At 44.7% G+C, this 26,804-nt stretch carries 33 protein-coding genes; 17 read left to right on the top strand and 16 right to left on the bottom strand.

Features of this window, described 5'->3' with window-relative positions; translation table 11 throughout:
• Positions 1–250: 250 nt before the first annotated feature.
• Positions 251–895: an SDR family oxidoreductase gene (locus ACQKFO_RS08680; RefSeq protein ID WP_427597994.1), complete on the bottom strand. Its 645-nt coding sequence runs from the start codon at positions 893–895 to the stop codon at positions 251–253.
• Between the two features lie 158 nt (positions 896–1,053).
• On the opposite strand from ACQKFO_RS08680, the gene ACQKFO_RS08675 reads away from it, so the two are divergent.
• Positions 1,054–1,995, top strand: a complete 942-nt coding sequence (locus ACQKFO_RS08675; protein ID WP_427597992.1) for a nucleoside hydrolase — start codon at positions 1,054–1,056, stop codon at positions 1,993–1,995.
• A gap of 4 nt (positions 1,996–1,999) precedes the next feature.
• Here ACQKFO_RS08675 and ACQKFO_RS08670 read toward each other — a convergent pair whose 3' ends face one another.
• From ACQKFO_RS08670 to ACQKFO_RS08660, 3 genes are all read right to left on the bottom strand, one after another.
• Entirely contained in the window at positions 2,000–2,569 is a 570-nt protein-coding gene (locus ACQKFO_RS08670; protein ID WP_427597990.1) for a CBO0543 family protein, read from the bottom strand.
• Positions 2,570–2,892: 323 nt separating this feature from the next.
• Positions 2,893–3,882, bottom strand: coding sequence for an HD domain-containing protein (locus ACQKFO_RS08665; protein WP_427597989.1), 990 nt, complete (start codon positions 3,880–3,882; stop codon positions 2,893–2,895).
• A gap of 231 nt (positions 3,883–4,113) precedes the next feature.
• Positions 4,114–4,734 (bottom strand): HAD-IA family hydrolase, encoded by a 621-nt coding sequence (locus tag ACQKFO_RS08660; protein ID WP_427597988.1) that lies wholly within the window; start codon positions 4,732–4,734, stop codon positions 4,114–4,116.
• 131 nt (positions 4,735–4,865) lie between these two features.
• Between ACQKFO_RS08660 and ACQKFO_RS08655 the strand changes: the two genes are divergently transcribed.
• The 5 genes from ACQKFO_RS08655 to ACQKFO_RS08635 all read left to right on the top strand — a co-directional run bounded on the left by ACQKFO_RS08655 (position 4,866) and on the right by ACQKFO_RS08635 (position 7,310).
• Positions 4,866–5,648: a CPBP family intramembrane glutamic endopeptidase gene (locus tag ACQKFO_RS08655; RefSeq protein WP_427597987.1), complete on the top strand. Its 783-nt coding sequence runs from the start codon at positions 4,866–4,868 to the stop codon at positions 5,646–5,648.
• A gap of 35 nt (positions 5,649–5,683) precedes the next feature.
• Entirely contained in the window at positions 5,684–6,139 is a 456-nt protein-coding gene (locus ACQKFO_RS08650; protein WP_427597985.1) for a hypothetical protein, read from the top strand.
• A gap of 25 nt (positions 6,140–6,164) precedes the next feature.
• Positions 6,165–6,338 (top strand): hypothetical protein, encoded by a 174-nt coding sequence (locus tag ACQKFO_RS08645; protein WP_427597983.1) that lies wholly within the window; start codon positions 6,165–6,167, stop codon positions 6,336–6,338.
• Positions 6,339–6,418: 80 nt separating this feature from the next.
• Positions 6,419–6,610: a hypothetical protein gene (locus ACQKFO_RS08640; RefSeq protein ID WP_427597982.1), complete on the top strand. Its 192-nt coding sequence runs from the start codon at positions 6,419–6,421 to the stop codon at positions 6,608–6,610.
• A gap of 43 nt (positions 6,611–6,653) precedes the next feature.
• Positions 6,654–7,310 carry a DUF3885 domain-containing protein gene (locus ACQKFO_RS08635; RefSeq protein WP_427597981.1) on the top strand — a complete coding sequence of 219 codons (657 nt, stop codon included), beginning with the start codon at positions 6,654–6,656 and terminating at the stop codon, positions 7,308–7,310.
• Positions 7,311–7,398: 88 nt separating this feature from the next.
• Here ACQKFO_RS08635 and ACQKFO_RS08630 read toward each other — a convergent pair whose 3' ends face one another.
• Positions 7,399–7,767, bottom strand: a complete 369-nt coding sequence (locus tag ACQKFO_RS08630; RefSeq protein ID WP_427597979.1) for a YkvA family protein — start codon at positions 7,765–7,767, stop codon at positions 7,399–7,401.
• A gap of 162 nt (positions 7,768–7,929) precedes the next feature.
• On the opposite strand from ACQKFO_RS08630, the gene ACQKFO_RS08625 reads away from it, so the two are divergent.
• Positions 7,930–8,256 (top strand): YnfA family protein, encoded by a 327-nt coding sequence (locus ACQKFO_RS08625; protein WP_427597978.1) that lies wholly within the window; start codon positions 7,930–7,932, stop codon positions 8,254–8,256.
• Positions 8,257–8,406: 150 nt separating this feature from the next.
• On the opposite strand, the gene ACQKFO_RS08620 is transcribed toward ACQKFO_RS08625, so the two are convergent.
• Positions 8,407–8,670 (bottom strand): hypothetical protein, encoded by a 264-nt coding sequence (locus ACQKFO_RS08620; RefSeq protein ID WP_427597977.1) that lies wholly within the window; start codon positions 8,668–8,670, stop codon positions 8,407–8,409.
• Between the two features lie 405 nt (positions 8,671–9,075).
• On the opposite strand from ACQKFO_RS08620, the gene ACQKFO_RS08615 reads away from it, so the two are divergent.
• The 3 genes from ACQKFO_RS08615 to ACQKFO_RS08605 all read left to right on the top strand — a co-directional run bounded on the left by ACQKFO_RS08615 (position 9,076) and on the right by ACQKFO_RS08605 (position 12,826).
• Positions 9,076–9,810 carry an SDR family NAD(P)-dependent oxidoreductase gene (locus ACQKFO_RS08615; RefSeq protein WP_427598880.1) on the top strand — a complete coding sequence of 245 codons (735 nt, stop codon included), beginning with the start codon at positions 9,076–9,078 and terminating at the stop codon, positions 9,808–9,810.
• Between the two features lie 82 nt (positions 9,811–9,892).
• Positions 9,893–10,315 carry a MarR family winged helix-turn-helix transcriptional regulator gene (locus ACQKFO_RS08610; RefSeq protein ID WP_427597976.1) on the top strand — a complete coding sequence of 141 codons (423 nt, stop codon included), beginning with the start codon at positions 9,893–9,895 and terminating at the stop codon, positions 10,313–10,315.
• 768 nt (positions 10,316–11,083) lie between these two features.
• Entirely contained in the window at positions 11,084–12,826 is a 1,743-nt protein-coding gene (locus ACQKFO_RS08605; RefSeq protein ID WP_427597975.1) for an ABC transporter ATP-binding protein, read from the top strand.
• A gap of 85 nt (positions 12,827–12,911) precedes the next feature.
• Here ACQKFO_RS08605 and ACQKFO_RS08600 read toward each other — a convergent pair whose 3' ends face one another.
• Together ACQKFO_RS08600 and ACQKFO_RS08595 are read right to left on the bottom strand one after the other, a co-directional pair.
• Positions 12,912–13,619: a TIGR02206 family membrane protein gene (locus tag ACQKFO_RS08600; protein ID WP_427597974.1), complete on the bottom strand. Its 708-nt coding sequence runs from the start codon at positions 13,617–13,619 to the stop codon at positions 12,912–12,914.
• Positions 13,620–13,737: 118 nt separating this feature from the next.
• Positions 13,738–14,571 carry an SDR family NAD(P)-dependent oxidoreductase gene (locus tag ACQKFO_RS08595; RefSeq protein WP_427597973.1) on the bottom strand — a complete coding sequence of 278 codons (834 nt, stop codon included), beginning with the start codon at positions 14,569–14,571 and terminating at the stop codon, positions 13,738–13,740.
• 112 nt (positions 14,572–14,683) lie between these two features.
• Here ACQKFO_RS08595 and ACQKFO_RS08590 point away from each other — a divergent pair, with 112 nt between their 5' ends.
• Positions 14,684–15,652 (top strand): helix-turn-helix transcriptional regulator, encoded by a 969-nt coding sequence (locus ACQKFO_RS08590; protein ID WP_427597972.1) that lies wholly within the window; start codon positions 14,684–14,686, stop codon positions 15,650–15,652.
• Positions 15,653–15,737: 85 nt separating this feature from the next.
• On the opposite strand, the gene ACQKFO_RS08585 is transcribed toward ACQKFO_RS08590, so the two are convergent.
• The 3 genes from ACQKFO_RS08585 to ACQKFO_RS08575 all read right to left on the bottom strand — a co-directional run bounded on the left by ACQKFO_RS08585 (position 15,738) and on the right by ACQKFO_RS08575 (position 16,704).
• Positions 15,738–15,926: a hypothetical protein gene (locus tag ACQKFO_RS08585; RefSeq protein ID WP_427597971.1), complete on the bottom strand. Its 189-nt coding sequence runs from the start codon at positions 15,924–15,926 to the stop codon at positions 15,738–15,740.
• A 50-nt stretch (positions 15,927–15,976) separates the two neighbouring features.
• Positions 15,977–16,234, bottom strand: a complete 258-nt coding sequence (locus ACQKFO_RS08580; protein ID WP_427597969.1) for a DUF3953 domain-containing protein — start codon at positions 16,232–16,234, stop codon at positions 15,977–15,979.
• 74 nt (positions 16,235–16,308) lie between these two features.
• Complete coding sequence (locus tag ACQKFO_RS08575; RefSeq protein WP_427597968.1) at positions 16,309–16,704, bottom strand: VOC family protein; 396 nt, start codon at positions 16,702–16,704, stop codon at positions 16,309–16,311.
• A gap of 327 nt (positions 16,705–17,031) precedes the next feature.
• Here ACQKFO_RS08575 and ACQKFO_RS08570 point away from each other — a divergent pair, with 327 nt between their 5' ends.
• The 4 genes from ACQKFO_RS08570 to ACQKFO_RS08555 all read left to right on the top strand — a co-directional run bounded on the left by ACQKFO_RS08570 (position 17,032) and on the right by ACQKFO_RS08555 (position 20,358).
• Positions 17,032–17,601 carry a DeoR family transcriptional regulator gene (locus ACQKFO_RS08570; protein WP_427597967.1) on the top strand — a complete coding sequence of 190 codons (570 nt, stop codon included), beginning with the start codon at positions 17,032–17,034 and terminating at the stop codon, positions 17,599–17,601.
• Between the two features lie 17 nt (positions 17,602–17,618).
• Positions 17,619–18,962 carry a PepSY-associated TM helix domain-containing protein gene (locus tag ACQKFO_RS08565; protein WP_427597966.1) on the top strand — a complete coding sequence of 448 codons (1,344 nt, stop codon included), beginning with the start codon at positions 17,619–17,621 and terminating at the stop codon, positions 18,960–18,962.
• A 16-nt stretch (positions 18,963–18,978) separates the two neighbouring features.
• Positions 18,979–19,443, top strand: a complete 465-nt coding sequence (locus tag ACQKFO_RS08560) for a FixH family protein (RefSeq protein ID WP_427597965.1) — start codon at positions 18,979–18,981, stop codon at positions 19,441–19,443.
• A 150-nt stretch (positions 19,444–19,593) separates the two neighbouring features.
• The gene (locus ACQKFO_RS08555; protein WP_427597964.1) at positions 19,594–20,358 is read left to right on the top strand and encodes a DUF3891 family protein; all 765 of its coding nucleotides are present in this window, start codon (positions 19,594–19,596) and stop codon (positions 20,356–20,358) included.
• A 179-nt stretch (positions 20,359–20,537) separates the two neighbouring features.
• Here ACQKFO_RS08555 and ACQKFO_RS08550 read toward each other — a convergent pair whose 3' ends face one another.
• Both ACQKFO_RS08550 and ACQKFO_RS08545 read right to left on the bottom strand, forming a co-directional pair.
• A complete protein-coding gene (locus tag ACQKFO_RS08550; RefSeq protein ID WP_427597963.1) occupies positions 20,538–21,431 on the bottom strand; it encodes a DegV family protein in 894 nt (297 codons plus the stop codon).
• Positions 21,432–21,644: 213 nt separating this feature from the next.
• On the bottom strand, positions 21,645–22,685 hold the full coding sequence (locus ACQKFO_RS08545; RefSeq protein ID WP_427597962.1) for a zinc-binding dehydrogenase: 1,041 nt from the start codon (positions 22,683–22,685) through the stop codon (positions 21,645–21,647).
• 216 nt (positions 22,686–22,901) lie between these two features.
• Between ACQKFO_RS08545 and ACQKFO_RS08540 the strand changes: the two genes are divergently transcribed.
• On the top strand, positions 22,902–23,600 hold the full coding sequence (locus tag ACQKFO_RS08540) for a GntR family transcriptional regulator (RefSeq protein WP_427598879.1): 699 nt from the start codon (positions 22,902–22,904) through the stop codon (positions 23,598–23,600).
• Entirely contained in the window at positions 23,597–24,214 is a 618-nt protein-coding gene (locus ACQKFO_RS08535) for a sterol desaturase family protein (protein ID WP_427597961.1), read from the top strand. Before ACQKFO_RS08540 ends, ACQKFO_RS08535 begins: the two co-directional genes overlap by 4 nt.
• A 40-nt stretch (positions 24,215–24,254) precedes the next feature.
• Here ACQKFO_RS08535 and ACQKFO_RS08530 read toward each other — a convergent pair whose 3' ends face one another.
• From ACQKFO_RS08530 to ACQKFO_RS08520, 3 genes are read right to left on the bottom strand one after another with little or no spacing between them, the layout of a single operon-like run.
• A complete protein-coding gene (locus ACQKFO_RS08530; RefSeq protein ID WP_427597960.1) occupies positions 24,255–25,346 on the bottom strand; it encodes an ABC transporter permease in 1,092 nt (363 codons plus the stop codon).
• Positions 25,343–26,269, bottom strand: coding sequence for an ABC transporter ATP-binding protein (locus tag ACQKFO_RS08525; protein WP_427597959.1), 927 nt, complete (start codon positions 26,267–26,269; stop codon positions 25,343–25,345). The genes ACQKFO_RS08530 and ACQKFO_RS08525 overlap by 4 nt, the downstream gene beginning before the upstream one ends.
• Before the next feature lie 59 nt (positions 26,270–26,328).
• On the bottom strand, positions 26,329–26,757 hold the full coding sequence (locus tag ACQKFO_RS08520; RefSeq protein WP_427597958.1) for a DUF6526 family protein: 429 nt from the start codon (positions 26,755–26,757) through the stop codon (positions 26,329–26,331).
• Between the last annotated feature and the right edge of the window lie 47 nt (positions 26,758–26,804).

The following is a 26,804-nucleotide window of genomic DNA, read 5'->3' as shown; positions in this document are numbered from 1 at the left end:
AATTAACGATTCTCACGTTTTTTGACTCAATAGGGGAAATCTTTCCGCCTATTTAAGCTATTTTTAGTGTTATTTCCTAATGAAGAGTAAGTTCTCCGTTTATTTTTCAGACTCGCCTCGTCATTCAAAAAAGCTTGGAGATATTTGCATCTCTAAGCATGAATGGATCAAAAAAAGGAATCTTCTATACCCAATCATTTTAGAATAAAAAAGAATGACCACCCACAGGATGATCATTCCTTCATCTCCATTATACGTCTCTGACAGCCTCTTCAATACCATCATTACCTGAAATCAAATCGAAGCCTTTATTAAATGTCCGTTCTTCGTTCAGGCTCGCTACGATCGTGGCCGCCACATCTTCACGTGGAATCGATTCTCTTGATAGATTCTCTCCTGCGGTCACTTTCCCTGTACCCGCTTCATTCAGCAAACCGCCGGGACGGATGATGGTATAGGTTAATCCGCTCTGTTCCAATGCCCGGTCGGCAAAATGCTTTGCCACATAATACGGCTTCAAGGACTCGTTCCAGTTCTCACGATTGTGAGCCTGAAGGGCACTCACCATGATGAACCGGTCGATTCCTGCCTGTTTGGCCGCCTCCATCGTTTTGACCGCTCCGTCTAAATCGATGAGCAAGGTTTTATCAGCTCCTGTTTTGCCACCTGAACCGGCTGTGAATACGACGGCATCGGCACCCTTCAGACCATGTGTAATCTCATCCACCGTTCCCTCCAAATCAACCAGTGAAGATTGGACCCCATCCTGTTCAAAGGCACTGGCCTGCTCTTCCTTTCTCACGATGGCCCTTGGTGTATGCTCGCTGCTTTCTTTTAAGAGCCCGATCACTTGCTTCCCGATTTGTCCGTTCGCTCCTACTACTGCTACGTTCATATCCTCATCTCCTTATTCCGATAAATTTGGTATGAATTCATCATTACATGTTTGGTGAATGATGACAAATCATCTGTTTGGACTCTATCAAAGGCATATTCCTTTTTTTCTATCGATACGTTATATAAATACATCATAATTGGTTAGGAGAATGTCCGATGAAGAAAATCATTTTGTTTGCGGATCCCGGCATTGATGATTCCATTGCCATCATGTACGCCCTGCTGAACCCCGACATCAAGGTCCTCGCCATCGTATCAAGCTATGGGAATACATCAAAAGAGCAGGCAACGGATAATATCGCCTACTTACTCAAGCTTGCCGGACGAGAGGATGTCCCGATCATCGGGGGAACCAATAGTCCATCGTCAGGGGAAATCCCTACGTATTATCCTGAGATACACGGACAGGAAGGTCTCGGTCCAATCAGACCCCCTGAGAGCTTATCTGGTGAACTGACCAATTTCTCAGAACTCTACAAGATCATCAAGGACCAGGACGATATCACCATCGTTGACGTGGGGAGAAATACATCCCTTGCCACCCTTCACTTATTAGGTGAAAACATCGTCGAGGAAATCAAGGAATTTTACATTATGGGAGGCGCCTTTTTGGTTCCAGGAAACGTCACCCCCTCTGCAGAAGCGAACTTCTATGGGGACCCCATTGCATCACAGGTGGTGGTCAGGGATCTGAACAACCTTTACGTCGTACCCTTGAATGTCTCGAACAAAGCCATCATCACCATGGACCAAATCCGCTACATCCAGCAGATGTCAGATAACCCATTGATCGAAATCATGGATGAAGTCATGGAATACTATATTGATGCTTATAAGAAGCTCGTCCCTGGTATAAACGGTGCACCCATGCACGATGTCGTGACCCTATCCCTGATGGTGAACCCGGAAATGGGGAAGTCCATCAGAAGGGAGATCAACATCTTGACCACGGGAACAGGAATGGGAACGTCCATCGCAGACTTCAGGCCCAGTTCCAAGCCCGCTGAAAAAAACATCAACATCTTCCTTGAATTGGACTATCCAATGTTTGTAGAAGATTTTATCAATGTCATGGGAAAGGCAGATGGGAAACCATAAAAGATTATTGAGCTTTCTTTTCGAAATAAACAAAGACATTCGTGATCCATTTCGCGATCAGACCGACAACTACGTATCCAATGAATAAGGTGAAATAATTCATTCCCCTGCTCATCTCAAACAGACCGAACGCAACAAGTAATGGCTTGAAAGCAAATGCAAAGACTGCACTGAGCAGTAACATGAACAGATAGTAATTTTTGTGATGGTTCAATGTGAATTGATACATGAGCATATAGGCAACCGGGACCACGGACACATCCAATGAAACCGAGCTTGCAAGCACTGGAAAGATTTTATATGGATAGAACCACTTCACCATGTTAGCTCCTATCGCATCTACGTATGTAAAGAAAACATGGACATTATATCCATAGAACCCTAAAAGAAGGGCCTTTCGTTTATCTATTCTAAAAAAAAGCACGATCAATGGAAGAATAAACAATGCAGCCAATACCCAAAACGGCCAGGTGGCAAAATCAGAATATTCCTGCCAGTAGCTGTTCCACACTTCGGTTTGATTCTCCTGGATCTCTTTTAAACGGTTAAGCATTGTCTGCTGGGATTCAGTCATGGTACTCGCTCCTTTAAACGTATATGCTATAGTATGAGCATGAATAGGACCGAATATGTTTTCCCGTACAAAAAGCGGGTCTTCCTATAGGACGACCCGCTTTTCTTCCTAACCATCGATGCTTGTTACTTTTTTCTCTTCAACTGAAGAATGCTCCGGCAGCAGCAATACCTTGCCTTTTTTTCGACAAAATATTATAAAATGATTTGCGGATTATATTTCGGGATACCGGATTAAAACTCGGGGAAAGCGGATCATTCTTCAATAACCGGATTATAAGTAACGGAAACCGGGTCATGAAGTGTAAAAAAGCAGGATCCTATTCAACCAAACTGATCCCCACGCCTTTTCACCTTCAAATACCGGCCAGATTTACTGATCTCATAAGCGGATTGCCCTCTTTTTCTCACTTCTACCGACAAAACAGACGACTTCAGCAATCCATTCCCATCTATAACCGAGGGATCTATCAGTCTCACCTTCCCTTTATGATGAATGTCAAATTCGGCTTTATTTTCTTCTATAGATACATCTTGAGTCAGTTCATTTAGGAGCATCTGAATGTGGTCATCCGTCTTTTGGAGTTTCAGGAGTACCTCTTTATCCTGCCCAAGAAAATCATCCAAGCTGATCCATCCTTTTTCTAATGCAGCCTTTAGAACGTTGGAAAGTGCGTGATTTCCATATATATTCAATGGATTCATGAAAAAGTCAATGACCTCTGTATAATACGTTTTCACAAACCACTCCGCTGCACCAATGGTTTTCACACAGATCTTTCCTTCCACCACTGCGACTTCATCCAGGAAATCGTGAGCCTCTTTCAATGAAATAAACCCGTATCTGTACATATCCCTCAACGTGTAATCCACTCGATCTGCACAAAGTTCAGGTGCGGGTTGCTCAAGTAAGGACCATTGGGAATCATCAAGGAGGATATCCCTATAGTCATAATCGTACTTCTCCAAGATTTCAGGAATTTCAGAATCAAGGATGACCTGTTCAAATATGTCTTCGTGATAATCCTCGGAAAGATTATCAAGAACCCCATCGATGACGTGAGAGAAGGCAGTATGGGACACATCATGCAGCAATCCTGCAATCTGCTCCTCTATTTGCCCTCCCAGTTGTTTGACCAAGAGCATCACACCCACTGAGTGCTCGTATCTGGTTACATTCCACTCCTCATTGACCAGGAAGCTGGCTCCGCCTTGATGGATCCCCTTTAAACGTTGAACCGTATCACTTAGAATCAGTTCTTCCAGTACCTTGTCTACTTTGTATTCTCCGTACAGCTCATCCTTTATCCACACTACCCATTCCCCCTTACATATAAATAAAAGTGCCCCCGATACTCAGGAGGCACTGCGCTACGATAACAAATCGTCATTAACCAATTGGACGCCAACATAGTTTCCCTATGTCACCTATATATTTTCGAAATCAGCATATACCAATATATAGTTCGTGGCAAGGAAAATAATCTTATTCGCCCCACCCCATTAAGCTTGTCATTCATTGTATGGCCTCTCATAGTTCAAGCCTCAAATGATCGAATACAACTCCTCCACACTCGTCACAACATAATCTGCATGAGGATTCTCTTCCATCTTATCCGTAAAAAAGCAGGAGCTGATCCCGGCATTCTTCCCCGCTTCCAAATCCAAATCCCGATCCCCGATCATGATCGCTTCAGAAAGATCGATATGATGAGTTCGAATCAAATGCTGAATGGCATCCGGACTCGGCTTTCTCTCAAACCCGTGCTGGGAGGTGATGAAGTCAGTAAAATAGCCAGTCAGCCCGTAACTCTCCAGCATCTTGATCGAAGACTCGCCTCTGTGGGTGTACAAATAATTCCTTCTGCCAGTGGAATGAATATACTTACAAAGTTCCACAATCCCTTCAAAGGGCTTGGACAAATCGAATTCCACTTCTTTTCTCCGGGAATCGTAGGCTGTAACAAAATCTTTCCCAATCCCATACTTTTGTTCATAGTATTTCAGAGCGGATGTCATCGATACCTTCATCTGTTTCATGATCTCCTCTAACGGCTCTTCGAATCCATGACTATCAAGCGTTTCCTTGAAGCTCCCCGCCATCACGGGATATGTATCAAAAAGTGTGCCATCGAAGTCCCAAATGATATGTTTGTACACGGTCATTCCCCCTCTTATGTAAACTATCCTAATTTTACCACAAGCAATGCCCTCTTCGTCCATAGGAGAAAACGGACATCTACAAAATAGGAAAATTATGCTAAACTATCTTTATAAAATAATCAAGGAGGGCCACCATGACCCGCTCCCAGTATCACCTTTTCCTTATCGGTTCTGCCGCCCTGTTTCTCTCAGGCATCATCCTTCTTTCATACAGAGCATACGGTTTGGGAATGCTGCCGGTGTTAGGCCTTTTCACCCTCCATCTCTCTACAAAACAGAACCGATCCGTCAATTCCCTATTCATTTTCTTCCTGCTCGGGTTACTGGCATTTCAATTCGCAACCGCCTGGATCAACGAATGGAATGTGTCAAAAGAAACAAAAATCCTGCTGAACAGAAGTTTCCTTCTATTCATTCTGCTGGCATTAGTACTCTCACATTTGAGATTAAAAGAAAAGATCCGTTTCTTCACTGAGTTTCCAAATTGGAAAAAGCGTATCCCCATGCCTTCCCATACCATTTCTATGCCTTTATTCTTACTGATTGGGCTAGCGGGATCAAGCACCATCTTCATCCCACTCATCTGGTCCTCAAGCATAAGTGAAGTGAAATCATTATTCCTTTTTGCTCTAGGATTCACCATCCTCAACGCTACCATGGAAGAGCTCATCTGGAGAGGCGTCATGCTGTCATCGTTGAAACGAAACGTCTCCGTCCTTTATGCCGTCACGGTCACAAGCCTAGGGTTCGGTCTCTTACATCTATCCATCGGAATCCCGCTGCTTCTCAGCCTCCTCTTTTCTTTCGGAGGACTCTTCTATGCCATCGTGGTGTTAAAGACCGAAAGCATCTATCCTTCGATCGCTTTTCATATGGTGATGAATATGGGGATGGTGTTGAATGGGTGGATAAATTAAATTTCAGTTCTTTATGAAGGAGAGTGAATGAATAGATGAATATAATAGAATACTGGGACCTGATCACTAACCCTACAGATGAAACGTACCATTCCCTTATTAAATTGCTTTGCGAGCATTCAGATACTTTTTACTTCATCACCAGAAAAGAACTGTCTTACGATCAGGATGTTCTTGCAGAATTCAAACCACATATCACCGAATCATACCAAACAAAAGAATGGGCAAATACCATCACCTTGGGCCCACCAGCCACCGTTTATCTAATGGAAGCAAATGAACAGACCTGCAAATTACTGCAACACTATGCCAATGGTTTATATGACTGGGTGGCCCCAGAGTTGCCGGAAGACTTAACCTTTATCAAAAATTCGTTCACCTGGTTTTCATCCACCTCCCATGAGGAATTTGGCGGCTTTTCCATTCGTTCCGCTTATTACAGGAGATTAATACACTCTGTACCTAACTTAAAGATTCAAAGAATAGAATAAGCGTGAAGTAAACGGAGGTGAAAATATGGAGATTCCATTCATGATTCTAGGGGCACTGGTTACTCTACTAATCTTCTACCTGGTTATTGAAAGAGCTGTCCGGGACGGTATCAACAACTCCTCCATTGGGCAATTTCTTGAAGAAAAGCATGGCATTAAAGAACCTCAGGGGGACGAGGATTTATACGACGAAAAGTAATGGGCGGATATTAATCACTATCTCCAATCAAAATATGGTACTATTAATTAACAATAAATGGAACTAAAGGAGATAACGCGATGAAATACCTTAAATCCTTTTTAGCCTTCGAATGGATCACGATCATCGGGGCTTCAACGGTCCTCTATACACGCTGGGACTTCCCTCTATCTGTTTGTATCAGCATTGTGGTACTCGGGATAATCCTTACGCTTTACTTCACAAAAAAATATGAAAAGAATGAGGAACAGAAGACATTGGACAATGTATGATCCATATCATAAAGACAGCAAATCCGTTCAGTAGGAGTCATGTATGCAGAACAAATTATTCCTTTTTATGCAAAACCATTTTGATGGTATAGTGCTTCGGCCATCCCTATTTTATTCGTCTACATATGGTCTGCGCTTTGAAATATCCATTCCAGGCGTCGATCATTTAAACAAGAGGAACCTGAAGCAAATGAAGGATCGAACGACTTGTCTATTCGACCACGTATTCAAAGATTCAGATGATATTCTTCTCATTACGGATGTTCACACCATGAAGCATGACCGGTTTCTTGAGAATAGGCCCACAAAAGTGTATCAGAAATATATCAGGCGTAAGGACACTAGGTACAAGCTTTTTTATGAGCTCTTCCATTTTGAAGAAGAAGATGAAAATATGGTCACACATCGGTTCATCCTGCCGTGTCAAAAGCATGATATCCGGTATCAACAACTCCTAATGGCGATTTCATATCAGGACTTCCCCCATCCGACGCAACTTTTAAAAGGCTCCCAACACGCGGGTATAGATATTTACTTCGTGAATGTCACACGAAAGATGATTTTTCATCTATACGATGACCGTGGTTGCGACATCATTGCGTCTGATAAAGAGGACCTGCGTTCCCTATACAAAGAATGTAATGATTGGATATTGGATTATGATCGGGTGCAGATTGATCACATGATGAATAACCATTAAAAAAGGCACTTGGTCTGAAGAGGGAACTCGTCAGACCAGGCGCCTATTATTTTGAAGCAATGGGATGATTCTCTTCCAAAGGAGTTCCCTACAACTTCCCGTCAACCTCCGACGTATCGACATCATCGCCGAACCAGTCACTCAACTTCGCCTTGGCCTTCGCTTTCACCTCATCATCGATATACATCGCAACCTGCAATAAAGCGAGACCCAGGGCACCAAGGTCATCTGTAAACCCTACTCCCACTGCCATATCCGGAATGAAATCTGTCGGAAGGATGAAATACCCGAGTGCCCCGATGATGACCATCTTCGACTTCTTCGGAACATCCGGCTTTTGCAGGACAAAATAAAGGAGAAGCGCCGTATACACGACGGAATGTCCCGCCTTCAAGCCATACCTTTTCAACTTATCCCAAAACTTTTCCTCTGAAAAATGCTTTTCGGTGTTATCCATTTCACTTCCACCTCCGTCATGAGACGAGTGAACGTCTCTTGTTCCTTTTATTGTAGAAGGTTTACTGGAAATAGACAAATGTTTGGAAAGATGGAGTTTAAACCTTAGGCATCGAAGTACGTTATAATCCAAGTACATAAACTTATATAGGAAGTGATCCACTTGTTAAATGCCATCATCTTATTCGTCCTTGCCGGAATCGCAGAAATCGGCGGAGGCTACCTCATATGGCTATGGCTCCGGGAAGGGAAGCCATCCTATTGGGGATTGGCCGGCGGAATCGCCCTTGCCCTCTACGGAGTCATCGCCACCTTTCAGTCTTTCCCTTCATTCGGCCGGGTTTACGCAGCTTATGGCGGGGTGTTCATTGTACTGTCCGTCCTATGGGGATGGGGAATCGATAAGAAGACTCCCGATGTGTATGACTGGGTCGGTGCCGGGATTTGTTTGGTTGGGGTTGGTGTGATGCTGCTTGGTCCGAGGCAGTAAGCTCTCATTTCAATCGTTACATCAATTTATAGGAAAGTAAAGAAGGTCCGTCCCTCAATTCACATGAGGGACGGACCTTCTTTACTAATCAATCACCAGATTCTAAGGGCCGGTATGCAGCAACACCAACACCTATTCCCCAAATCCATACTAGTGGTACATGGACAACACTCTCTCCATATCACCAAGTAACTGGTTTAATTCACTATGAGTTAAGCGTACAAGGACTTGATCGTTTAACGTGATGATCTGCCCATCCTTGTCGTGTTCATGCTTTTTTAAATAGTGATAAATACTATCGATTTGATTTTTATTAAGGACCGTTTGTGTATCGAATTCTTTCACTTTCTGTAAAGAAAATTCATTCATGGTTGAGTCAAACTCACCTGTTATCATTTGCCCTTGCAAGAACATCCTTTTCCTCCTCATTGTGGCTATTGGTTAAAGCTAGTTTAACCGGTTCCATGGAACATAAACCAACTTGCCATCAACCACCTAAAAAAGCAGGAAACCTGTACATGTTGGTTCCTCCGACCATTCTTCCGGCTTTGCCCCCTCGCTTCACGTTTTCCTCATGCTGCCCTTATATCTGATACGTTTGAGTGTATAAATTGATTAAGTGCCTGTCCCCCGGCAAGCTAGCACAACCTCTTTCCTGGTAAAATCATTCAAGTCAAACCTCATGATTTCTGATGTAAAAGATGTTATTATTTAGATGTCTAATAATTAGACGTCTAAATAATAGCAAGGAGGCTCAGGCTGCCATTGTCGATAGAATCGAAAATTGATCAACTAAAGAAGGTAACGGAGGGAAACATGATGGGAAGACTGGACAATAAAGTAGCAATCATTACAGGCGGTGCTTCAGGTATAGGTGAAAAGATGGTCGATCTCTTCAGTAAAGAGGGTGCGATTGTCATCGCTGCAGATATTAATGAAATGGCATTAAAAAAAGCGAGTGAAAAGAAGAATGTGTATGGAATGAAGTTAAACGTCACGTCCGATGAAGAATGGGAGACGCTTGCCCATGACGTGAATAACCGGTTTGGTAAAGTCGATATCCTGGTCAATAATGCCGGTATTTCATCAGAAAAGCCTTACCAGGAAATCGGACTCGGAGATTGGGATAAGATGCTATCAATCAATGGTTATGGTCCGTTTGCAGGTATCAAGCATGTAGCACCTTTGATGGCACTAAAGCAAACGGGATCCATTATTAATATTTCTTCCTATACCGCACAAATCGGTCAGGGATTTAATCATTATTCAGCCTCAAAAGGAGCTGTGCGATCCCTGTCAAAAGCAGCGGCCACTACATTCGGTCGCCAAGGCGTGCGAGTAAACGCCCTTTTTCCTGGGATTATTGAAACTCCAATGACTCAAGCCCTGCAGGAATCCAAAGGCCTTCTTCAACAATTGGTTCAGGCAACCCCCTTGCAACGCTTAGGTAAGCCCGAGGACATCGCCAATGCGGCATTATATTTCGCGTCGGACGAATCCTCATATATCACAGGTGCCGAATTAGTCATTGACGGAGGTTTTTCCGCTCAATAATATGGTATGGTAAGAAAAGAATTCTTAAAGCCCCTTTCCTACCAGGGGCTTCTTATCCTTTTACAGAAAGCAGGCCCTTCACATGATGAAAGATCAAACAATATTTGAATTGCTCCATACCATGGATCAGGTTACAAATAAATTAATTATCCAGTGGAACAAGGGTTTTAAAGAAAATCTCGGAATTTCCCACATTCTTGTCCTAAGTCACCTGCAGGTAAACGGCAAAAGCCGTCCGTCGGATATCGCTAAGAACCTGGGGATTACTCCCCCATCCCTGACCCACCTAGCCGAAAAGCTCGTCACCAAGCAATTGGTGGTCCGCCTCGTCGACGAGAACGACCGGAGAATCAGCTATTTAGAAATAACAGATAAGGGAATCGACATGATCCACAAAGCATCACAAGAAGGACAAGCCCTGCGGCAAAACCTTTTTGAGAAGCTAACCAAAGAGGAAAGACAACATCTTTTATCAATATACGAGAAGTTAAATCAATACTTATGAAGTCTTCCTTTCGGGTGACACCTGAAAGAAAGACTTTGCTTATTCGATAGAATTCCCCCACCTGATCTCCTGCTCTTAACACATGTTCTCATCCATTCTTAAAACCTTTTTACCCCTGTAATGGACGTCCAGAACAAAAAGAGGTTCAGTTTTCTCGTAATGGTCCATTTGGTTTCTGAGACTTTCTAATGGCATTCCGGTAAATGTTGGTTGGGCAGTGTCAATTAAGTTTTGGATCGCCTCAAGCCTAACGCGCGCCCACCACAGGCGCGTTGTTGTTGTTGTTGTTCTCTACTATCTCTTTTTTCTCTAAAAATCTTCTTTTTGTTTTCGCGTCTGTTCCGTACCGTATTTATGACTGATTCACATCGTTACGGGCATGGGGAATAATGGGTCGCCATTCTAGGTGTATATCCCTGCCTCTAGTAATTGAATTCGTACCTTATCACCATTTTGGGTTACCCCCTTCCACTGATCGCCCATTCACCCTCAACCTTTATATAAAGTTTTGAATCAAAACTGGATACCTTGTGATGAAGGTTTTTATCCTTATTCTTTGAACATGATTCACCTTCATTATCAGAAAATTAACTTTATTTTTCTTCCACCCCATCATACAATGAATATATCGAAGTTAAAGGAGGCTGTTTTCATGAGAAACATTGCTATGGTAACCGTACAATCATATAAGGGTGGAACACCTTTTTAACGTTGACGGTCTTCCCCCTTATATGTGTTCTGTGAAATAACACATTAAAGGGGTACATTATGCGTTTTCCAATTAAAAAATTTCTTTCGTATTACAAACCGTATCGTTCGATTTTTCTTATGGTGTTGTTCTGTGCGTTGATCACGTCTTCCCTGACTCTCGTTTTTCCGATGCTTGTTCGTTATGTGACGAAGGATGTTCTGGCAGGAAGTCTTTCCACGGCTTTTGCCGATGTCCTTTGGGTCGGCGTTTTGATGATCCTTCTTGTAATCGCCCAAAATATCGGTAATTATATTGTGGACTACAAGGGGCATGAGATCGGGGCACGAATGGAGACCGATATGAGAGGTGAATTATTCGCTCATCTGCAGAAGCTTTCTTTCAGCTTTTATGATAAAGAGAACACGGGTCGGTTGATGAGCCGGGTATCGAATGATCTCTTAATGGTATCGGAGCTTTATCATCACGGACCTGAAGATTATGTGAAATATCTCGTTCGTTTTCTTGGAGCGTTTGTGATTCTGTTCTGGGTCAATGCTCCGCTTACCCTTGCCGTTTTTTGTTTTTTTCCGGTCCTCGGATTCTTTTCGCTATATTTCAATAAGAGGCTGAACCGGTCGTTGACGGATAACAAAGAGCGGATCGGCGATATCAATGCCCAGGTGGAGGATTCCTTATCGGGCATCCGGGTCGTTCAGTCGTTTGCCAATGAATCTCTTGAAATCAGGAAATTCAACGTGGAGAATCAACGGTTTCTGGAAAGCAGGAGAGGGACTTACCGAGCGGAGGCATACTTCTATAACGGGACGGAAGCATTCATTCAATTGATTACGATAACCATCATTATTTTCGGGTCCGTTCAGATTGTGAATGCGTCCCTTGACCTGGCTGATTTGATCACCTTTCTCCTGTATATAGGCTTTATGATTGAACCCATCCAGAGGCTCACTCATATGAGTACACAATTCCAGGAGGGTGTGACAGGATTTCAGCGATTCATGGAAATCATGAATACCAAGCCGGTCATCGAGAATGAGCCTGAAGCAAAGTCTCTCTCAAACGTGAAGGGACATATCTTATTAAAAAACATATCATTTCACTACGAACCATCCTTAGAACCGGTATTTGAGGGTTTATCTCTTGAAGTACTCCCGGGGGAATACGTAGCTATCGTCGGACCATCCGGAGCCGGAAAGACAACCCTTAGCTCCCTGATCCCCCGTTTTTATGACGTCACCTCTGGCGGGATTTATGTAGATGGTGAAAATGTGAATAGCCTGGACTTGAAGTTCCTCAGAAGCAACATCGGGATCGTGCAGCAGGATGTGTACCTTTTTTCCGGAACCGTCATGGATAATATCCGATATGGTCATCCCGACGCGACAGACGAAGAGGTGATGATGGCTGCAAAGCAAGCCAACGCCCACGAATTCATTATTCGTTTGCCTCAAGGATATCATTCCGAAATCGGCCAGCGTGGCGTGCGATTATCCGGAGGCCAGAAGCAGCGGCTCAGTATTGCCCGCGTCTTCTTGAAGAACCCGCCCATCCTCATTCTAGATGAAGCCACAAGCGCCTTGGATAATGAAAGTGAAAGCATCGTCAAGGAATCCCTGGAATTGCTGGCAAGGGGAAGAACGACGCTCGTGATCGCCCATCGTTTATCGACAATCCGGAATGCCGAAAGAATTGTGGTTTTGTCAGATGGGAAGATAGTTGAGGAAGGATCACATGATTCGTTACTGAAACAAGCTGGTCCTTATTCAAGACTGTATTCGAAGCAGTTTGAGGTTCAGGTTTAAGGAAAGAAGGCTCTCCCACCGAAATGGTGGGAGAGCCTTTCAGATTCACTTATTTTACTTCCACCGAAAAAAAATCAGAAAAGAGTTACCCATTCAACCTCTCCCGCTTCATAAGCATCCCCATCGGAAGATACGTCACAAAAAACACCAAGAGTGCCGCAATTTCCAGATTGATATAATACATGACACCCGAACCGAAAAAGGAAAGGATCGTTTTGGATTCCGTCGGATTGGCTAAGTAGAAGAAATTCGTGTCGAGAAGAAGGTTAAGAAAGAAGATCGGCAGGGCGAGAAGGTTGACCATCAGGAAGCCGGTCCATACAGCTTTTCTTGGTACCCGGTATCCCTCATACACGATGAAATAAAGGACGGACCAGGCAATGGCCGCATGATGGAGAAAGTATTTAAGAAAGCGAAAATGAGGAAATTGATAAGCCATTTCTGGTGTTACCATGCTTAAGATCGGAGGGAGAAACCCGATAAAGAAAAGCAGATAGAAGGCCTTCCGATTCGGCTTGAGGAATAAATAAATCGCGATGAATGTACTGACAGAACAAAGCTGAAGTGGCAGATCCCCCACCTCCCACGTCCCTGTTGCCACAAGCCAGATATGCCACGACACTTCACTCAGGACCAACATCCAGAATAACGTCCCCTTTATGAATGACTGATACCTCTTTAGGAATCGTCTAAAGTAAATCAACGTAAACGATATAGCCGCAAACATCAAAAGCACAGCAATATGTGGAACAGAAAACAACTCGAACGTCTGCATCTCTGTCACCGAAAACATCATGCCACCCCTATTCCTTTTGAAAGTGGTTATCATGAATAGTCTATTCGGCTTATAGGTTGATTAAGAATGGAGTTTACAAATAGAAAAAGCCCCCTTTAAAAGGGGGACCCCCATCCTACATCGTAAACGGCGGAATGTAACGTCCATCCACATCCGTGAATCCATACTCCTTCGCCAAGTCTCCGGCTTTCAACACGTGACCCGTCTTCTCCATCACCCCTGGATCCATCGAGAGCGCCTTGATGGCACGTCCAACATAATAAGGGGTCTCCGATTTCCTTAAGTCTTCAGATTCCTGCCAGCTTTCCTCGTCCACTCCCATATGGTCGAGTACAAGCTCTGTTCTCATGAATCCCGGCGAAACGGCAAGGACCGTGATATGATCCTCTTTTAGTTCTTCTGAAAGTCCGTACGCCATACGCACCAGTGCATTTTTCGCCAGATCATAATAGAACTGCCCCGTGTACTTGCCATCATCCCAGAAAGTCGTGTGAATGATAAGCGCTTCTTTATTCTCACGGAGCAACGGGATGGCAAAGTGGTTCGTCGCCAGCTGAGCCCGCACCCCGGCAGTGAACATCGTATCCCAATTGACGAGGGGTAGTTCCCAGAACGGACCCGGATTCACTCCGATGTCATGGGCTCCCCACACATTATTGATCAGAATATCCAACTTCCCTTGTTCTTCACGGATTTGTTTGATGACCGCTTCTGTTTCTGAATCAATGGTATGATCACAACGGACCGCAATCCCCTTCCCACCAGCCTCTTCTATTTGGGAAACTGTGTCTTCGATTGTTCCAGGAAAATTTTGCGTGGAATTCCCTTTTGTGCTGCGTCCCGTGACATATACCGTCGCTCCCGCTTTTCCCAATTCAACGGCAATCGCGCGTCCTGCTCCCCTGCTTCCTCCCGTTACAAGTGCAACCTTACCAGTCAGTGATTTCATATATCCCATTCCTTTCATCTACAAGATACGTTCATTATACGATCCTATTCTTGACACCAACTGTCATATTTAATTAAATTAAACTAATCGTTTAAGAAAAAAGGTGAAAAAGATGAGAGGCGACCGACTGGTATCCATTCTTTTATTATTACAAACACACGGCCAAATGACTGCAAAAGAACTGTCAGAGAGATTGGAAGTTTCCGAACGGACAATTTACAGAGACATGGAAGCACTAAGCGGAACAGGGATACCCGTGGTGGCTGAGCGCGGGAAAAACGGAGGCTGGTCCTTACTTGAAGACTATCAGACGGATCTGACCGGTTTGAAAGAATCTGAAATCCGTGCGTTGTTCGTTTCACCTTCAGCCCATCTCCTCGACGATCTCGGCTTGACCCGTACGTCCGAGGAAGCGAGAAACAAACTTATTGCCTCCATTCCATTGATCTACCGGGAAAGCGCGAAAGACGTATGGAATCGCATCCACATCGACACAAGCTCATGGCGGAAGCAGAAAGAGAAGCGAGCATCGTTGGAAGTGATCAAAGAAGCCATATGGACAGAAAACAAACTGACCATCACCTATCAAAGGGCTGACGGAAATACGGACGATCGCACCGTGTCACCACTTGGTCTGGTGGCCAAGGGGGATCTATGGTACTTGATCGCCTCCAAAGAAAATGGAGACATCCGCAATTACAGGGCTTCCCGGATCCAATCTGCCGTTCCTTTAGAGGAAACATTTGAACGACCAAAGAAATTCAACCTGGCTCAATATTGGAATTCTTCCACCCAGGCCTTTATCAAAAAATTACCCTCATACGAAGTGAAGGTGGAAGTCACCGCCTCCACCTTGTCGAGGCTGACATTCACCGGCCGCTTTGCACGAGTACTTGAAATAGGAGATAGGAGAAATAAGGAATGGATACCCGTTACTCTCTCATTTGATACAGAGGAAGAAGCCAAGGGGTATCTGCTCGGATTTGCCGATCAGGTGAAAGTCATCGAACCGAAGGAACTTCACCAGAGAATTCTTGAACTGGCAGAAGCTGCAGTTGCTTTCTATAGACAGGAGAAATAAGGAACGACCCGTCAACTTGACGGGTCGTTTTTATCCAGCCAAGCACAACCATACACAAATCGTTGACCGGGTAGAATGGTTAATCCTATGTATGTTTAATCCTCGGAATCTCCTTGAACATGTTAAGAGTATCAGAGACACATTGTTCACTTGAATATCCATTCCCATTCTCTACGATATCCATCCTGGCATAAATCAATTTTAACAATGCTTTGACCTCTTCTTCCGTTAAGGAATCAATTGTATGAATCATGTTTTCAAATTGTTTCGTCATACAGATATGCCCCTCATTACTGATTCGTTCTATTGACATACGGTAGCCCGTTAGTACATAACACCCTGAATCGACACCAGAAACCCAAGTAAAGAGACCACTAGAAATACATACCCCCTATAAGACTTCTGGTTCTTCTGAAATTCTTCCACTCCTATGATGAACATAAGCACAGCTAAAAATAGCATCATGAGCGGTAACAGATCAAACTTCCCAGTGAACAAACCATGAACCGATAAAGACAAAACGACTATGCTTATTAATCTTCTTACTATTTTCAATCCATTTCCCATTGCCTGATCCTTCATAAACTCATCCATTCACACATGTTGCCTGACCCACAACAGGTCAGGCAACATCGTATCTTTCAATCTGAAAAATCCTATTTCGCATCCTTATCCGGCTGGTGAATTCCAAATACATTGCCTTCCGTATCTATGTAGTAACCTTGCCACGCCATTCCCGGAAGGGCGTACTTAGGCATCGCTACCTTGCCACCATGTTCAAGAATGAGTTTCTCCGTTTCATCATAATTCTCAACACCCATCGTACACGAATATCCGTTCATCGGCTGGTTCGGTTCAGGAGGGGCACTTTGACGCTGCATCAACGCACCATTGATTCCCATCTCGTTCTCGTCCCCGGTCACAGCTCCGACGTAAGGCATTCCTGCGTATTCACTCCAGTCCTCGAACTTCCAGGCGAATACTCCGCCATAAAACGTTTTTGCCCTTTCCATATCATCCACATGTACTTCAAAATGCACTAATCTCCCCATTGTTCATACCTCCTTGAATTCTATCATTCACTATAATCATTCTGTTTTTGAACCAAAATCCCTTCTTTTTCCTTGAGGTCTCTTCAAAATTAAATCGAAATCTGAAATTCTATGATCCAAATCATATTTAGATGCGTTCCCTTAGCGCATTGATCTAAAGAATTTATATGTCAGAAACCCAATTGTGTGAGAAATATGAAAAACAATTGTCCATCTTGTTACATATCAACATTTTTTCACATTTTCCAACAATCATTCTCTTGAATAACCTATGATCCTTCCATACTATTTAACTATAAAGCGATTTCATTCGAAAGGACGTTGATTATGCTGCCCATCGACAGACAACAACAAATTTTAACATGGCTGGAAGAGGAAGGGACACTTCGGGTATCGGAAATCAGCTCCCGGCTTGAGGTTTCTGAGATGACGGTGTATCGGGACTTGAAACCTCTTCTTGAAGAGAACAAGGTCCACAAAACCTCCAACGGCATTTCAACCACCAAGGATCAAGGCATTCCTACGAATACCTGTATCTATTGCCTGAAGCCTGCCACTTCCAGAAGATCGGTTCAATTAGTGAAGAAGGATCACACAATCGAGCAGGCCTGCTGCCCTCACTGTGGATTACTCCGTTACGGGGACATTCAGGGAGAGGTGGTGCAGATTATGTGTCGTGACTTCTTAACGGATATGACGATAAGTGGGAAGACCGCCACATTCCTGATCGACGCCGACTTAAACCTGAACTGCTGCCAGCCCCAGGTCATCGCATTCGAATCGAACAAGCATGCCCGCCAATTCCAAGCGGGATTTGGAGGGCATCTTCACAGCTTTCAAGAGGCCATCGCGGTTATTTCAGAAGAAATGTCGGGCTCAGACTGCTGTCATGACTAAGAAAAGAGGAATCTACTATGCGTAAAAAATCGAACATGTCTCCTTATCAAACGATTTGGAGATGGCATTTCTATGCGGGGATCATCATTTCCCCGTTCTTGCTCATCCTGGCTGTGACGGGGTCCATTTATCTATTCAAGCCACAGATCGAACAGAATCTTTACAAAGAATATTACGAGGTCAAAGCACAAGGGGAGAAACTTCCTGCTTCGGAACAAATCGAAGAAGTGAAGAAACTCCACCCGGATGCACAAATCACCAAGTATCGTCCGGGAGAAAGCCCCGAACGCTCCAGTGAAATCGGTATCAGCACAGAAGAAGGCTCTACCACTGTCTTCATAGATCCCTATACAGGGAAGTCGCTGGGTGAGTTAAAGCCTGAAGACCGGATCATGGAAAAAATAGTGGAATTCCACGGGGAGCTGATGGCGGGAACTCTCGGTGACCGTATCGTCGAGCTTGTCGCCTCCTGGGCCATCGTTCTGATTGTCACAGGACTATTCCTATGGTTTCCACGTAAAAAGGACAAGCTTTCGGGAGTGTTCTTCCCACGTTTTGGTAAAGGAAAGAGCATCCTGCGCCGGGATCTTCACGCTGTACCCGCTTTCTGGATTACAGCGGGAATGCTGTTCCTGATCATGACAGGCTTGCCATGGTCGGGCTTCTGGGGAACGAACTTCCAGAATCTCATGACCAATGCCGGTGCCGGGTATCCTCCATCGATTTGGACAGGGGAAGCACCTCAGTCAGTCGTGAAAACAAAAGAAATCGCCGACGTCCCATGGGCTGCGGAAAACCTGGAAGTCCCTATTTCGGCACTCGAAGGCTACACTCCCGTATCAATCAATGATGTCGTGAGCATCGCCGACAGAGAAGGAATCGACCCGAGTTACACGGTATACATCCCAGAAGGTGAGAAAGGCGTCTATACCCTTTCTGCTTTCCCTGCCAAAGCACAGAATGAGGTCACCATGCACCTTGATCAATATTCAGGAGCCGTCCTGGCTGATTATCGCTACGACCATTACGGTATCGGCGGGAAAATCGTCGCCATGGGGATCACCCTGCATACTGGCACACAATTCGGTTTCATCAACCAATTGATCAGTCTCTTCATTTGCCTAGGGATCATCCTGGTGGTGGTGAGCGGATTCTATCTATGGTTAAAGCGGAAACCGAAAAAAGAAATGGGCGCACCGAAAGCGCCAAGCATCTTGAAAATGAAGCTCTTCCTGCTTCTCATGATCATCTTGGGCATCCTCTTCCCACTGGTTGGAATTTCCTTGATCGTGATACTTATTCTTGACTGGCTGGTTATCAAACGGATTCCTGCTTTAAATAAATTCCTCGGTGCGGAATAAGAAAGGACGATGCTTCATGAAAAACCTTAAGAAATACCTTGGTCTCATCCTGATCTGCACGATGCTCGGTGCCTGTTCCCCGAAGGAGGATGCTGCAGACCTTTACCGTCAGGAATCCCCCCTTCAGGTGGATATCACCATGCCTGAAGACTTTTCAGGAAGTGAGCCGATCAAGATTGCCCTTACACAAAGCGGTCAATCCGTCGATGATGCCGATTTTGTCCATGTCGAAATATGGAAAGGTGACGGCTCCTTCCATGATCAAATGGAAGAAGCCGAAAATGCCGGAGATGGTACCTATACATTTAACAAAAAGCTGACGGACGATGGACTCTATTACATCAAGGTCCATGCCGGAAGCAACGGATCCACCATCATGCCGACCCTGCCTTTCGCTGTCGGTGAGCTGTCCAAAGCTGACGTCGAAGCCCTGAACGATCAAACTCCAGGTGATAGTGGAAACCATGAATCTCACCACTGATGTCAAAAGACCAAAAGCAGATACTTGCTTCCGGTCTTTTCTTCTGAATAAAAAACTTCCCTCATAATCACTCCCCCATATTTTCCCTCTAAGAGACTACACCTTTGCTATAATGGATTCATAGACAAACCACCGAAAGGAGACCCCATCATGATTATTCGGGAAACCAAAGATTCATTTATCATGATCAGGCAGCACGACCACGCCTTTTTATCCGGCGAAACCATCAAGCACTTTAACCGGAATCTACTAAAATCAGATGAATTCTTTGAAGATGCCTTATATGCAGCCTATCAGCACGACCGGAGCTGGATTGGTTTGGACGAGACACCGATCTGGAATGACAGGGAGAAGACCCCCTACACCTTTTCAGACTACCCACTCCTGCCAAAGCTCGCATTCTATAAAATCGGGGTGGACGAGATCGAGAGAGTGAACACCTATGCGAGTCTCCTGTGTAGCCTGCACTTCTGCTCCTTCTTTTCACAGTCTAAAAATAAAGACTGCCTTGTTTTCTTAACAGGAGAAGCCAGGAGACAAATGAGACTTAAGGAATCGTTTCCTGATCTTGATGAAGAATTACTTCAGCAGCATTTTCACTTACTCCAATTCTCAGATAATCTGTCTTTATATCTGTGTCTGAATGAGCCCGGTGTGGGTAAAGAGGATGAGCATCCGTGGTTTAGGAACGGCTTTAAACATACAGAGATATTTCACCATGATCATCAGCCACTCACAGTCAGATGGATGAATGAAAAGGAAGTGACCCTTGATCCTTATCCTTTTAACAAGGACTTCCACGTATCGTTGCAGTACAAAATAGTCACAAAGGGATTGATTGAAGAGATGGGGATTGCTGAGGCTTATGAGAAGAGTGATATGGAGGAAATGAAGATTCAGTTATGCCGGTCATAAATGAGGCAAACTCCAAGGTAAAGAATCCACCTAGTGTCGTTTTTCATACGTACATTTTCACACCTGTGGAGTGGTTTCAAATTGCTGCTGGAACCAGGGAATTGTTTCGCTCGAAGTCCATAAAAAAAAGACTGCCTCCTGTACGTTGATCACTCACACATACAGGAGGCAGTCCCCTTTTACTCCCTATCAAAGAAGCCCTTCTTTTCCCTCTTTTCGAAGAAATACATGGAAATGGCCCCCAATCCTACATGTGTTCCCACCGAGACGCCCATTTGCATGATGTAGATATCTCCGGAGTAATCGGTTTCAGATTGGATTTTGGATTTCAGGTTTTCAGCTAATTTTATATCGGATGTATATCCGATGATGACGAATTCGGTCATCTCACGGTCATACCGGATGGAGAATTCCGTCACGTAATGCTTCAATACTTTTTTAAGGCCTCTTTCTTTTCCAACGATTGCGCCTTTTCCCTTTTTCATGGACATGATGGGCTTCAGCATGAGCAGCTTGCCAATAAAAGCGCTGGCATTGGTGAGTCTGCCGCTTTTCAACAAATGATCCAGGTCGTTTACGGAAAGAAAATGCTTTACCTTCTCTTTGTATGTTTCATTAAATGCGACGATTTCATCAAATGTCGCTCCCCGCTCCCTCATATGCGCACTTTGCATCACAAGCATGCCGCTTCCATGGCTCATGCAGGTTGAGTCGACAACATGTATGTTCACCGTAGAGTCACGATCTTCCTCATAGAAATACCCTTTGGCAATCTCCGCTGATTGATACGCCCCACTCGTTCCGCTGGACATACAGATACAGATGATCTCCTTATATCCATCCTTAACGGCTTGCTGCATAATAGCAACATACTCAGCCGGACTCGGCATACCTGTAGTAGGGAATTCCGGTAAGTCCTCCATGATTCCATAGAATTCATCCGGCCCAATGTCTACCCTGTCTCTATAGATCTTTCCCCCGATATTAATCGTCAATGGGGCCAAGCTAATGTCGTATAATTCCAATACGTCATTTGATAAATCACAAGTTGAATCAGCCATAATTTTTATCATATAGATCCTCCGGTCACAATCTAACGCTATCATACCTTATGATCGGAGTGGATTGATACTTCTTTTTCTTACCAATGGCAGGTGAGGAGATTCTTCTATTGTCGATAGGAAGGCAGCGCAAAAGAAGATTTTCTTACGTCAATCATCAAAAGCATGTGGACGGTTCTCTTACTTTGGACGCAACAGGATCGTCCACATCCTTTGCTTGTCCTGCTATTTTTCCGGAAGTAAGATGATCTTCCCAAGTTTTCCTGAATTCTTGAAGTACGTTTGTGCTTCTCCCGCTTTTTCGAGGGGATAGGTACGATCAATGACCGGCTTGATCATACCTGCAGTGATGGCATCAAGCATCCGTTTAAATTCGTCTCTCGTTCCTAAGACCGATCCATATAACGTGATATGTTTTAAATAGATGGTCCTAAAATCGAGTTCCGTCCTCTGTCCCCCAGCCGAGCCTGATATACAAAACTTCCCCCCATTCTTTAAGACGCTTATGGATGTCTCAAACAACGCATCCCCGACTACATCCAATACAGAATCCACGGGACCTCCATTGACTTCCACTATTTCATCGGCAAGGGTATGGGACTTGTAGGATAATACATGAGTAGCCCCCAATTCTTTCATTTTATCTTCCAAACTCATGTCTCCCACAATCGCAATCACCTTTGAACCAAATACTCTGGCGGCGATTTGAACATTCAATGATCCCACACCACCATTGGCACCAGTCACGACGATCGTCTCTTCCGGCTTAGCCTGGATCTGCTCCACCATATGCCATGCCGTCAATCCGCTGACAGAAAAAACGGCACTTTCATCATATGCAGGGAGAGGCATATCATAACAGAGTTCTGACGGCCAAACGACGTATTCGGCATACCCTCCATCATATTCGGAACCAATGAACGACATATCCTCTGAAATGTGTTCGACCCCCCCCTTGCCGCTTGAAGTGAAAGGAAACAGGACGACCTTCTTGCCGATCTGGGTCTCCGGAACATCGGCACCCACTCCTACGATTTCACCCGTAATATCCGAGCCGGGAATTCTCGGAAACTGAACACCTTCAGGACGCCAACCTGACTTCTCTCCTGTTCCATATGCGCCTTCTCTCATCCAAATTTCAGTATTGTTAATGGCACATGCTTTGACCTTTATAAGGACTTCACCTTTATCCGGAGTCGGGGTCGAAATATCAACCACTTCTAATTTGTCGATTCCTCCATATCCGGTCACTTGAACAGCTTTCATTATACTCTCCCTCTCTTTTATTCAATCTTAGTGGTTAGTTTATACCCTTATTGAGAAGGCATACAAACTCTTGTTTATTTATATTAATTCTCCTGAGCAAGACCAAGAATTTCAACCAATAAAACTATTTTCAGAATAAATTGACAAACACACCACAAAAGATCATATAATGGTATTACCATATATATAATTGGTATGACCAATTAGGAGGTGTACATTACAGTGAAAGAACGTTCATCAGACATTATCGGCGGCAAACTCATTCAATCCATACTGGAAGGGCACATCAAAGTTCATGAACCACTGCAATCCGAAAGAGAATTGGCCACCCGCTTTCAAGTAGGAAGACCCACCATCCGGGAAGCACTGCAGAAGTTGGAACGGGACGGATGGATTGCGGGACGGAAAGGGATGCCTGCGATTGTGAACGATTATTGGAAGCAGGGGAATTTAATGACGATCGTGAATATCCTCGAGAATCAGGAAGAAGTACCAGATGAATTCATCCATCATATGCTTGAGCTTAGAATCTCTTTGACCCCTACCTATTTCAGTGATGCCATCCATCATCACAGGCTCAAGGTCATTTCACTCTTTGTCCCTCTTGAAGAGGTACAGGATGATGCCCGATCATATGCGGATTTCGACTGGCAGCTGCAGCAGAGTGTGGCCATGCTGTCGCCCAACCCCATCTATCTTCTCATCCTCAATAGCTTCAAAGACTTCTACATCAGGATGGCCGAGAAATATTTCAGCGAACCGGACCATCGCAAAGCTTCACGTGACTATTACGAAAAACTGTTGGACCTCATCTTAAAAGGGGACATCAAACAGGCAGAGCGCCTCATTAAAGAAATGATGGAAGAGAGCTTACGGTTGTGGAAACAAAAAATGAATGGGGGCAATGGAGGATGAAAGAGAATCGATTGTATCGTGATTTCTTCTTACACTTTGATATTTTGGTCATGGTAGGTATCTTCCTTGTGGTGGTCGGCTTTTTGATGGCAATGGAGCTTTCGTTATCCACCTTCTTATTTTTTGCGATTGGGATCGTCGCCTACATGTTCAGTGAATACCTCACCCACCGCTTTGTCTTTCACATCAAGTCACCGAAAAACGCTTTTCTTCTGAAATTGATTAAGCGTCTGCATTACGACCATCATAAAAAACCCAATGACCTGAAGCTTCTGTTTTTACCCATTTGGTACAGTGTTCCAAGCCTGTCCATCCTATGTCTGCTGTTTTACTTCGTGAGCGGCTCGATTTCAGCCACCCTTGCCTTTGCAACCGGCATTCTGTTCATGTTCTTTGTTTACGAGTGGAAGCACTATGTCGCCCATCGCCCCCTCAAGCCGAAAACACGGTTCGGGAAATGGCTCAAAAAAACACATATCCTGCACCATTACAAAAACGAGAACTACTGGTACGGGGTGTCCACGCCTTTCGTCGATGCATTATTCGGTACCTTAAAGGATGAAAAGGATGTGGAAACGAGTCAAACTGCGAAGGATTTGGAGAAGAGGGCGTGAAAAAAGTCCAATCGGGTTGATCCGATTGGACTTCTCTATTTTACTCCCACTTAAACACATAACTAGCCAAGGCAAATCCGCCAACCAGCCAAGCTCCCAATATAAGAGTCTCCGTACCCAATTCCAAAAACGGGGTCCCAAGATTCATCGTCTCCCGCAACGCCGAACTCAGATGGGCGATCGGCAGCACCTTGACGATCGGCTGGATAAGATCCGGCATATTGTTGATCGGGAAAAACACGCCACCAAGGAATAGCATCGGAAACGTCACGAATCCAGCAATCGGTCCGGCACTTTCCGGGTTCTTCGCCATACCTGCGATGATAAAGCCGAGTGCCATAAACGCAAGGGTCCCAAGGATGATGAAGAAGATCATGGCCAGCCAAGAACCTGCTACGTTGATATTAAAGATGAGATCGGCAATCAGGACGACGAGCAATGCCTGGGTTCCGTTCAGTACAAGGCGTGCCGTGATCTGGGCCGCGATGAACGTGGATGCTTTCAATCTCGTCCCCTGCATTCTCCGGAGGATCCCCCGTTCACGCCAGGCGGAAATTTGACCTGCGACCCCGTTCATGTTGTTGCTCATGATCATCATGGCGACGATACCCGGTACAAGGAAATCCACATATCGGAGGTTAAGAGCCTCGATTCCTACTTTCTCGACCGTCACTAGCGGCTTATAGTCCACCATGTCCTTGCTGTATTGATCGATGATTCCATTCACCACCGTCAATCCAAGTTCTGACGTAGTCAGGTTTTTCTCGTTATAATATACAGGAAGGGAGGAAGCCTCGTTCCCGTCCTTCAGGTTCTCTTCATATCCTTTCGGGATTTCGATCAAAAGCTGGATATCCCCATTTTCAACGGCTTCTTTTCCCGACTTCACGCTCTCATATTTCGTAGTCTCTATTCCCTCATTTTTATAAAATAAGTCCTTTAAGTCCTTGGATGCATCGGTGTCATCCCTGTCGGTCACCCCTACAGTTAAAGAGAGTGAATTCCCTCCGCCTGCAAATGACCCGAGTGCCACCATCAGGATGACCGGGAAGAGTAACGTGAAGAAGAGGACCTGCTTGTTTCGTCCAAAAATCCGTAATTGTGCCAAAGTTAACTGCCAATAAGCTCTCATGATTCCCGCAACTTCCTTCCTGTCATATGTATGAAGACATCCTCTAATGTCGCCTGACGCGTCTGGAGGTCCTGAATTTTCAAGTTGTGCTCAGTCGATTTAGAAATCAGGGCGGTCAGGGCCAGCTGAAGTTCGTCGGTATAGAGCTGGACAAACGTATCCTTGATGGCGGCTTCCTCGACTCCATCCATTTTCACAAACCACTCCTGTTCAGGTGGATTGTTGAGATGGAATTCAATCGTGCTCGTTGACTGCAGTGTTTTCACCAGATTCGTCGGAGTGTCAAGGGCGATCAATTCCCCTTGATCCATGATGCCGATCCGGTCACAGAGCACATGGGCTTCATCCATATAGTGCGTGGACAGAATCACCGTCTTCCCCCGCTCCTTCAACCGCAGCACAATGTCCCACAATGTCCGTCGCGCCTGAGGATCAAGTCCCGTCGTCGGTTCATCCAGAAACACAATCTCCGGATCATGAATCAGGGCCAGGGCAATCGCGAGCCTCTGCTTCTGCCCGCCCGACAGACCCTTGATCCGGTCCTTCCGCTTCTCGGTCAGGAGCATATCCTCGATCAATTGATTGATGTCCACATGACTCGGGTAAAAGCTCGCATACAAATGAAGGATTTCCTCCACCTTCAACAACTCAAACAAAGAAGTCGACTGAAGCTGAACCCCGATCACCTCTTTCACCTTGTTCACTTCTTTCCTTACGTCATATCCCGCAAGTGCAGCCGTCCCTTCATCAGGCTTCCGAAGTCCCACAAGCATCTCAATCGTCGTCGTCTTCCCGGCCCCGTTCGGACCAAGCAATCCGAAGATCTCCCCCTTTTCTACCTGGAACTTCACTCCCTTCACTGCCGTAAAGGAGCCATACCTTTTCACTAAATCTTTTACATCCACCATGACTTCGTTCGACATAACGAGCCTCCTTTTACAAAAATGTAACCGCCCAATAGTGAGCGGTCCTTCTGTGTTGTTTATACGCGATGATGATCTGAACGCCAATTTTGTATAGTTTTTTTAATATCATTAGGTGATAATTCTTTTGTCACTGCTCTTTCCACTAGCCCTGGAAATTCTTCATCCGGTGAAAAGCGGAGCGCAATCATCTGCTTCAGGGATAACGAAGCATCCAGCGATTTTCCCGTTAAACGATAATAGCGGAAACTTTCCTCCGTGCGGATGATTCGATCCTGAAGCTGAAGAGCATAGGTTCTTAGCTTTACCCCTATAAGGATTATCGTCAACACAACAAATAGCACAACAAAGCTTAACAAAGTCTCTGTCCCGACATTCTTAACGAAAAACGTAATCGTCAGGATGAGTGTAATGAGGGATAATAGGGCAATTCCAACATGATAGACCGGATCGATCTTACTGTGACTTTCATAGTTTTGCTGTTTCATATGTACCTCCTGAGGTTTGTAGATTCATTATAACCTAGATGCGGAAC

This window comes from Rossellomorea sp. NPDC071047 (assembly GCF_050270195.1).
Classification (GTDB): Bacteria; Bacillota; Bacilli; order Bacillales; family Bacillaceae_B; genus Rossellomorea.
The sequence above is the reverse complement of the archived record's forward strand: the minus strand, read 5'-3'. Positions and strand labels throughout refer to the sequence as shown.

Excerpts from the sequence above, each read along its gene's own strand:
- ACQKFO_RS08615 (WP_427598880.1), top strand. The coding sequence starts at position 9,076 with ATGGGAAGACTGGACAATAAAGTAGCAATCATTACAGGCGGTGCTTCA.
- ACQKFO_RS08655 (WP_427597987.1), top strand. The coding sequence starts at position 4,866 with ATGACCCGCTCCCAGTATCACCTTTTCCTTATCGGTTCTGCCGCCCTG.
- ACQKFO_RS08530 (WP_427597960.1), bottom strand. The coding sequence starts at position 25,346 with ATGAGAGCTTATTGGCAGTTAACTTTGGCACAATTACGGATTTTTGGA.
- ACQKFO_RS08590 (WP_427597972.1), top strand. The coding sequence starts at position 14,684 with ATGAGAGGCGACCGACTGGTATCCATTCTTTTATTATTACAAACACAC.
- ACQKFO_RS08660 (WP_427597988.1), bottom strand. The coding sequence starts at position 4,734 with ATGACCGTGTACAAACATATCATTTGGGACTTCGATGGCACACTTTTT.
- ACQKFO_RS08650 (WP_427597985.1), top strand. The coding sequence starts at position 5,684 with ATGAATATAATAGAATACTGGGACCTGATCACTAACCCTACAGATGAA.
- ACQKFO_RS08610 (WP_427597976.1), top strand. The coding sequence starts at position 9,893 with ATGATGAAAGATCAAACAATATTTGAATTGCTCCATACCATGGATCAG.
- ACQKFO_RS08570 (WP_427597967.1), top strand. The coding sequence starts at position 17,032 with ATGCTGCCCATCGACAGACAACAACAAATTTTAACATGGCTGGAAGAG.
- ACQKFO_RS08575 (WP_427597968.1), bottom strand. The coding sequence starts at position 16,704 with ATGGGGAGATTAGTGCATTTTGAAGTACATGTGGATGATATGGAAAGG.
- ACQKFO_RS08555 (WP_427597964.1), top strand. The coding sequence starts at position 19,594 with ATGATTATTCGGGAAACCAAAGATTCATTTATCATGATCAGGCAGCAC.
- ACQKFO_RS08545 (WP_427597962.1), bottom strand. The coding sequence starts at position 22,685 with ATGAAAGCTGTTCAAGTGACCGGATATGGAGGAATCGACAAATTAGAA.
- ACQKFO_RS08580 (WP_427597969.1), bottom strand. The coding sequence starts at position 16,234 with ATGAAGGATCAGGCAATGGGAAATGGATTGAAAATAGTAAGAAGATTA.
- ACQKFO_RS08640 (WP_427597982.1), top strand. The coding sequence starts at position 6,419 with ATGAAATACCTTAAATCCTTTTTAGCCTTCGAATGGATCACGATCATC.
- ACQKFO_RS08525 (WP_427597959.1), bottom strand. The coding sequence starts at position 26,269 with ATGTCGAACGAAGTCATGGTGGATGTAAAAGATTTAGTGAAAAGGTAT.
- ACQKFO_RS08600 (WP_427597974.1), bottom strand. The coding sequence starts at position 13,619 with ATGTTTTCGGTGACAGAGATGCAGACGTTCGAGTTGTTTTCTGTTCCA.
- ACQKFO_RS08605 (WP_427597975.1), top strand. The coding sequence starts at position 11,084 with ATGCGTTTTCCAATTAAAAAATTTCTTTCGTATTACAAACCGTATCGT.
- ACQKFO_RS08645 (WP_427597983.1), top strand. The coding sequence starts at position 6,165 with ATGGAGATTCCATTCATGATTCTAGGGGCACTGGTTACTCTACTAATC.
- ACQKFO_RS08670 (WP_427597990.1), bottom strand. The coding sequence starts at position 2,569 with ATGACTGAATCCCAGCAGACAATGCTTAACCGTTTAAAAGAGATCCAG.
- ACQKFO_RS08585 (WP_427597971.1), bottom strand. The coding sequence starts at position 15,926 with ATGACGAAACAATTTGAAAACATGATTCATACAATTGATTCCTTAACG.
- ACQKFO_RS08620 (WP_427597977.1), bottom strand. The coding sequence starts at position 8,670 with ATGTTCTTGCAAGGGCAAATGATAACAGGTGAGTTTGACTCAACCATG.
- ACQKFO_RS08535 (WP_427597961.1), top strand. The coding sequence starts at position 23,597 with ATGAAAGAGAATCGATTGTATCGTGATTTCTTCTTACACTTTGATATT.
- ACQKFO_RS08550 (WP_427597963.1), bottom strand. The coding sequence starts at position 21,431 with ATGATAAAAATTATGGCTGATTCAACTTGTGATTTATCAAATGACGTA.
- ACQKFO_RS08635 (WP_427597981.1), top strand. The coding sequence starts at position 6,654 with ATGCAGAACAAATTATTCCTTTTTATGCAAAACCATTTTGATGGTATA.
- ACQKFO_RS08675 (WP_427597992.1), top strand. The coding sequence starts at position 1,054 with ATGAAGAAAATCATTTTGTTTGCGGATCCCGGCATTGATGATTCCATT.
- ACQKFO_RS08560 (WP_427597965.1), top strand. The coding sequence starts at position 18,979 with ATGAAAAACCTTAAGAAATACCTTGGTCTCATCCTGATCTGCACGATG.
- ACQKFO_RS08520 (WP_427597958.1), bottom strand. The coding sequence starts at position 26,757 with ATGAAACAGCAAAACTATGAAAGTCACAGTAAGATCGATCCGGTCTAT.
- ACQKFO_RS08630 (WP_427597979.1), bottom strand. The coding sequence starts at position 7,767 with ATGGATAACACCGAAAAGCATTTTTCAGAGGAAAAGTTTTGGGATAAG.
- ACQKFO_RS08595 (WP_427597973.1), bottom strand. The coding sequence starts at position 14,571 with ATGAAATCACTGACTGGTAAGGTTGCACTTGTAACGGGAGGAAGCAGG.
- ACQKFO_RS08680 (WP_427597994.1), bottom strand. The coding sequence starts at position 895 with ATGAACGTAGCAGTAGTAGGAGCGAACGGACAAATCGGGAAGCAAGTG.
- ACQKFO_RS08565 (WP_427597966.1), top strand. The coding sequence starts at position 17,619 with ATGCGTAAAAAATCGAACATGTCTCCTTATCAAACGATTTGGAGATGG.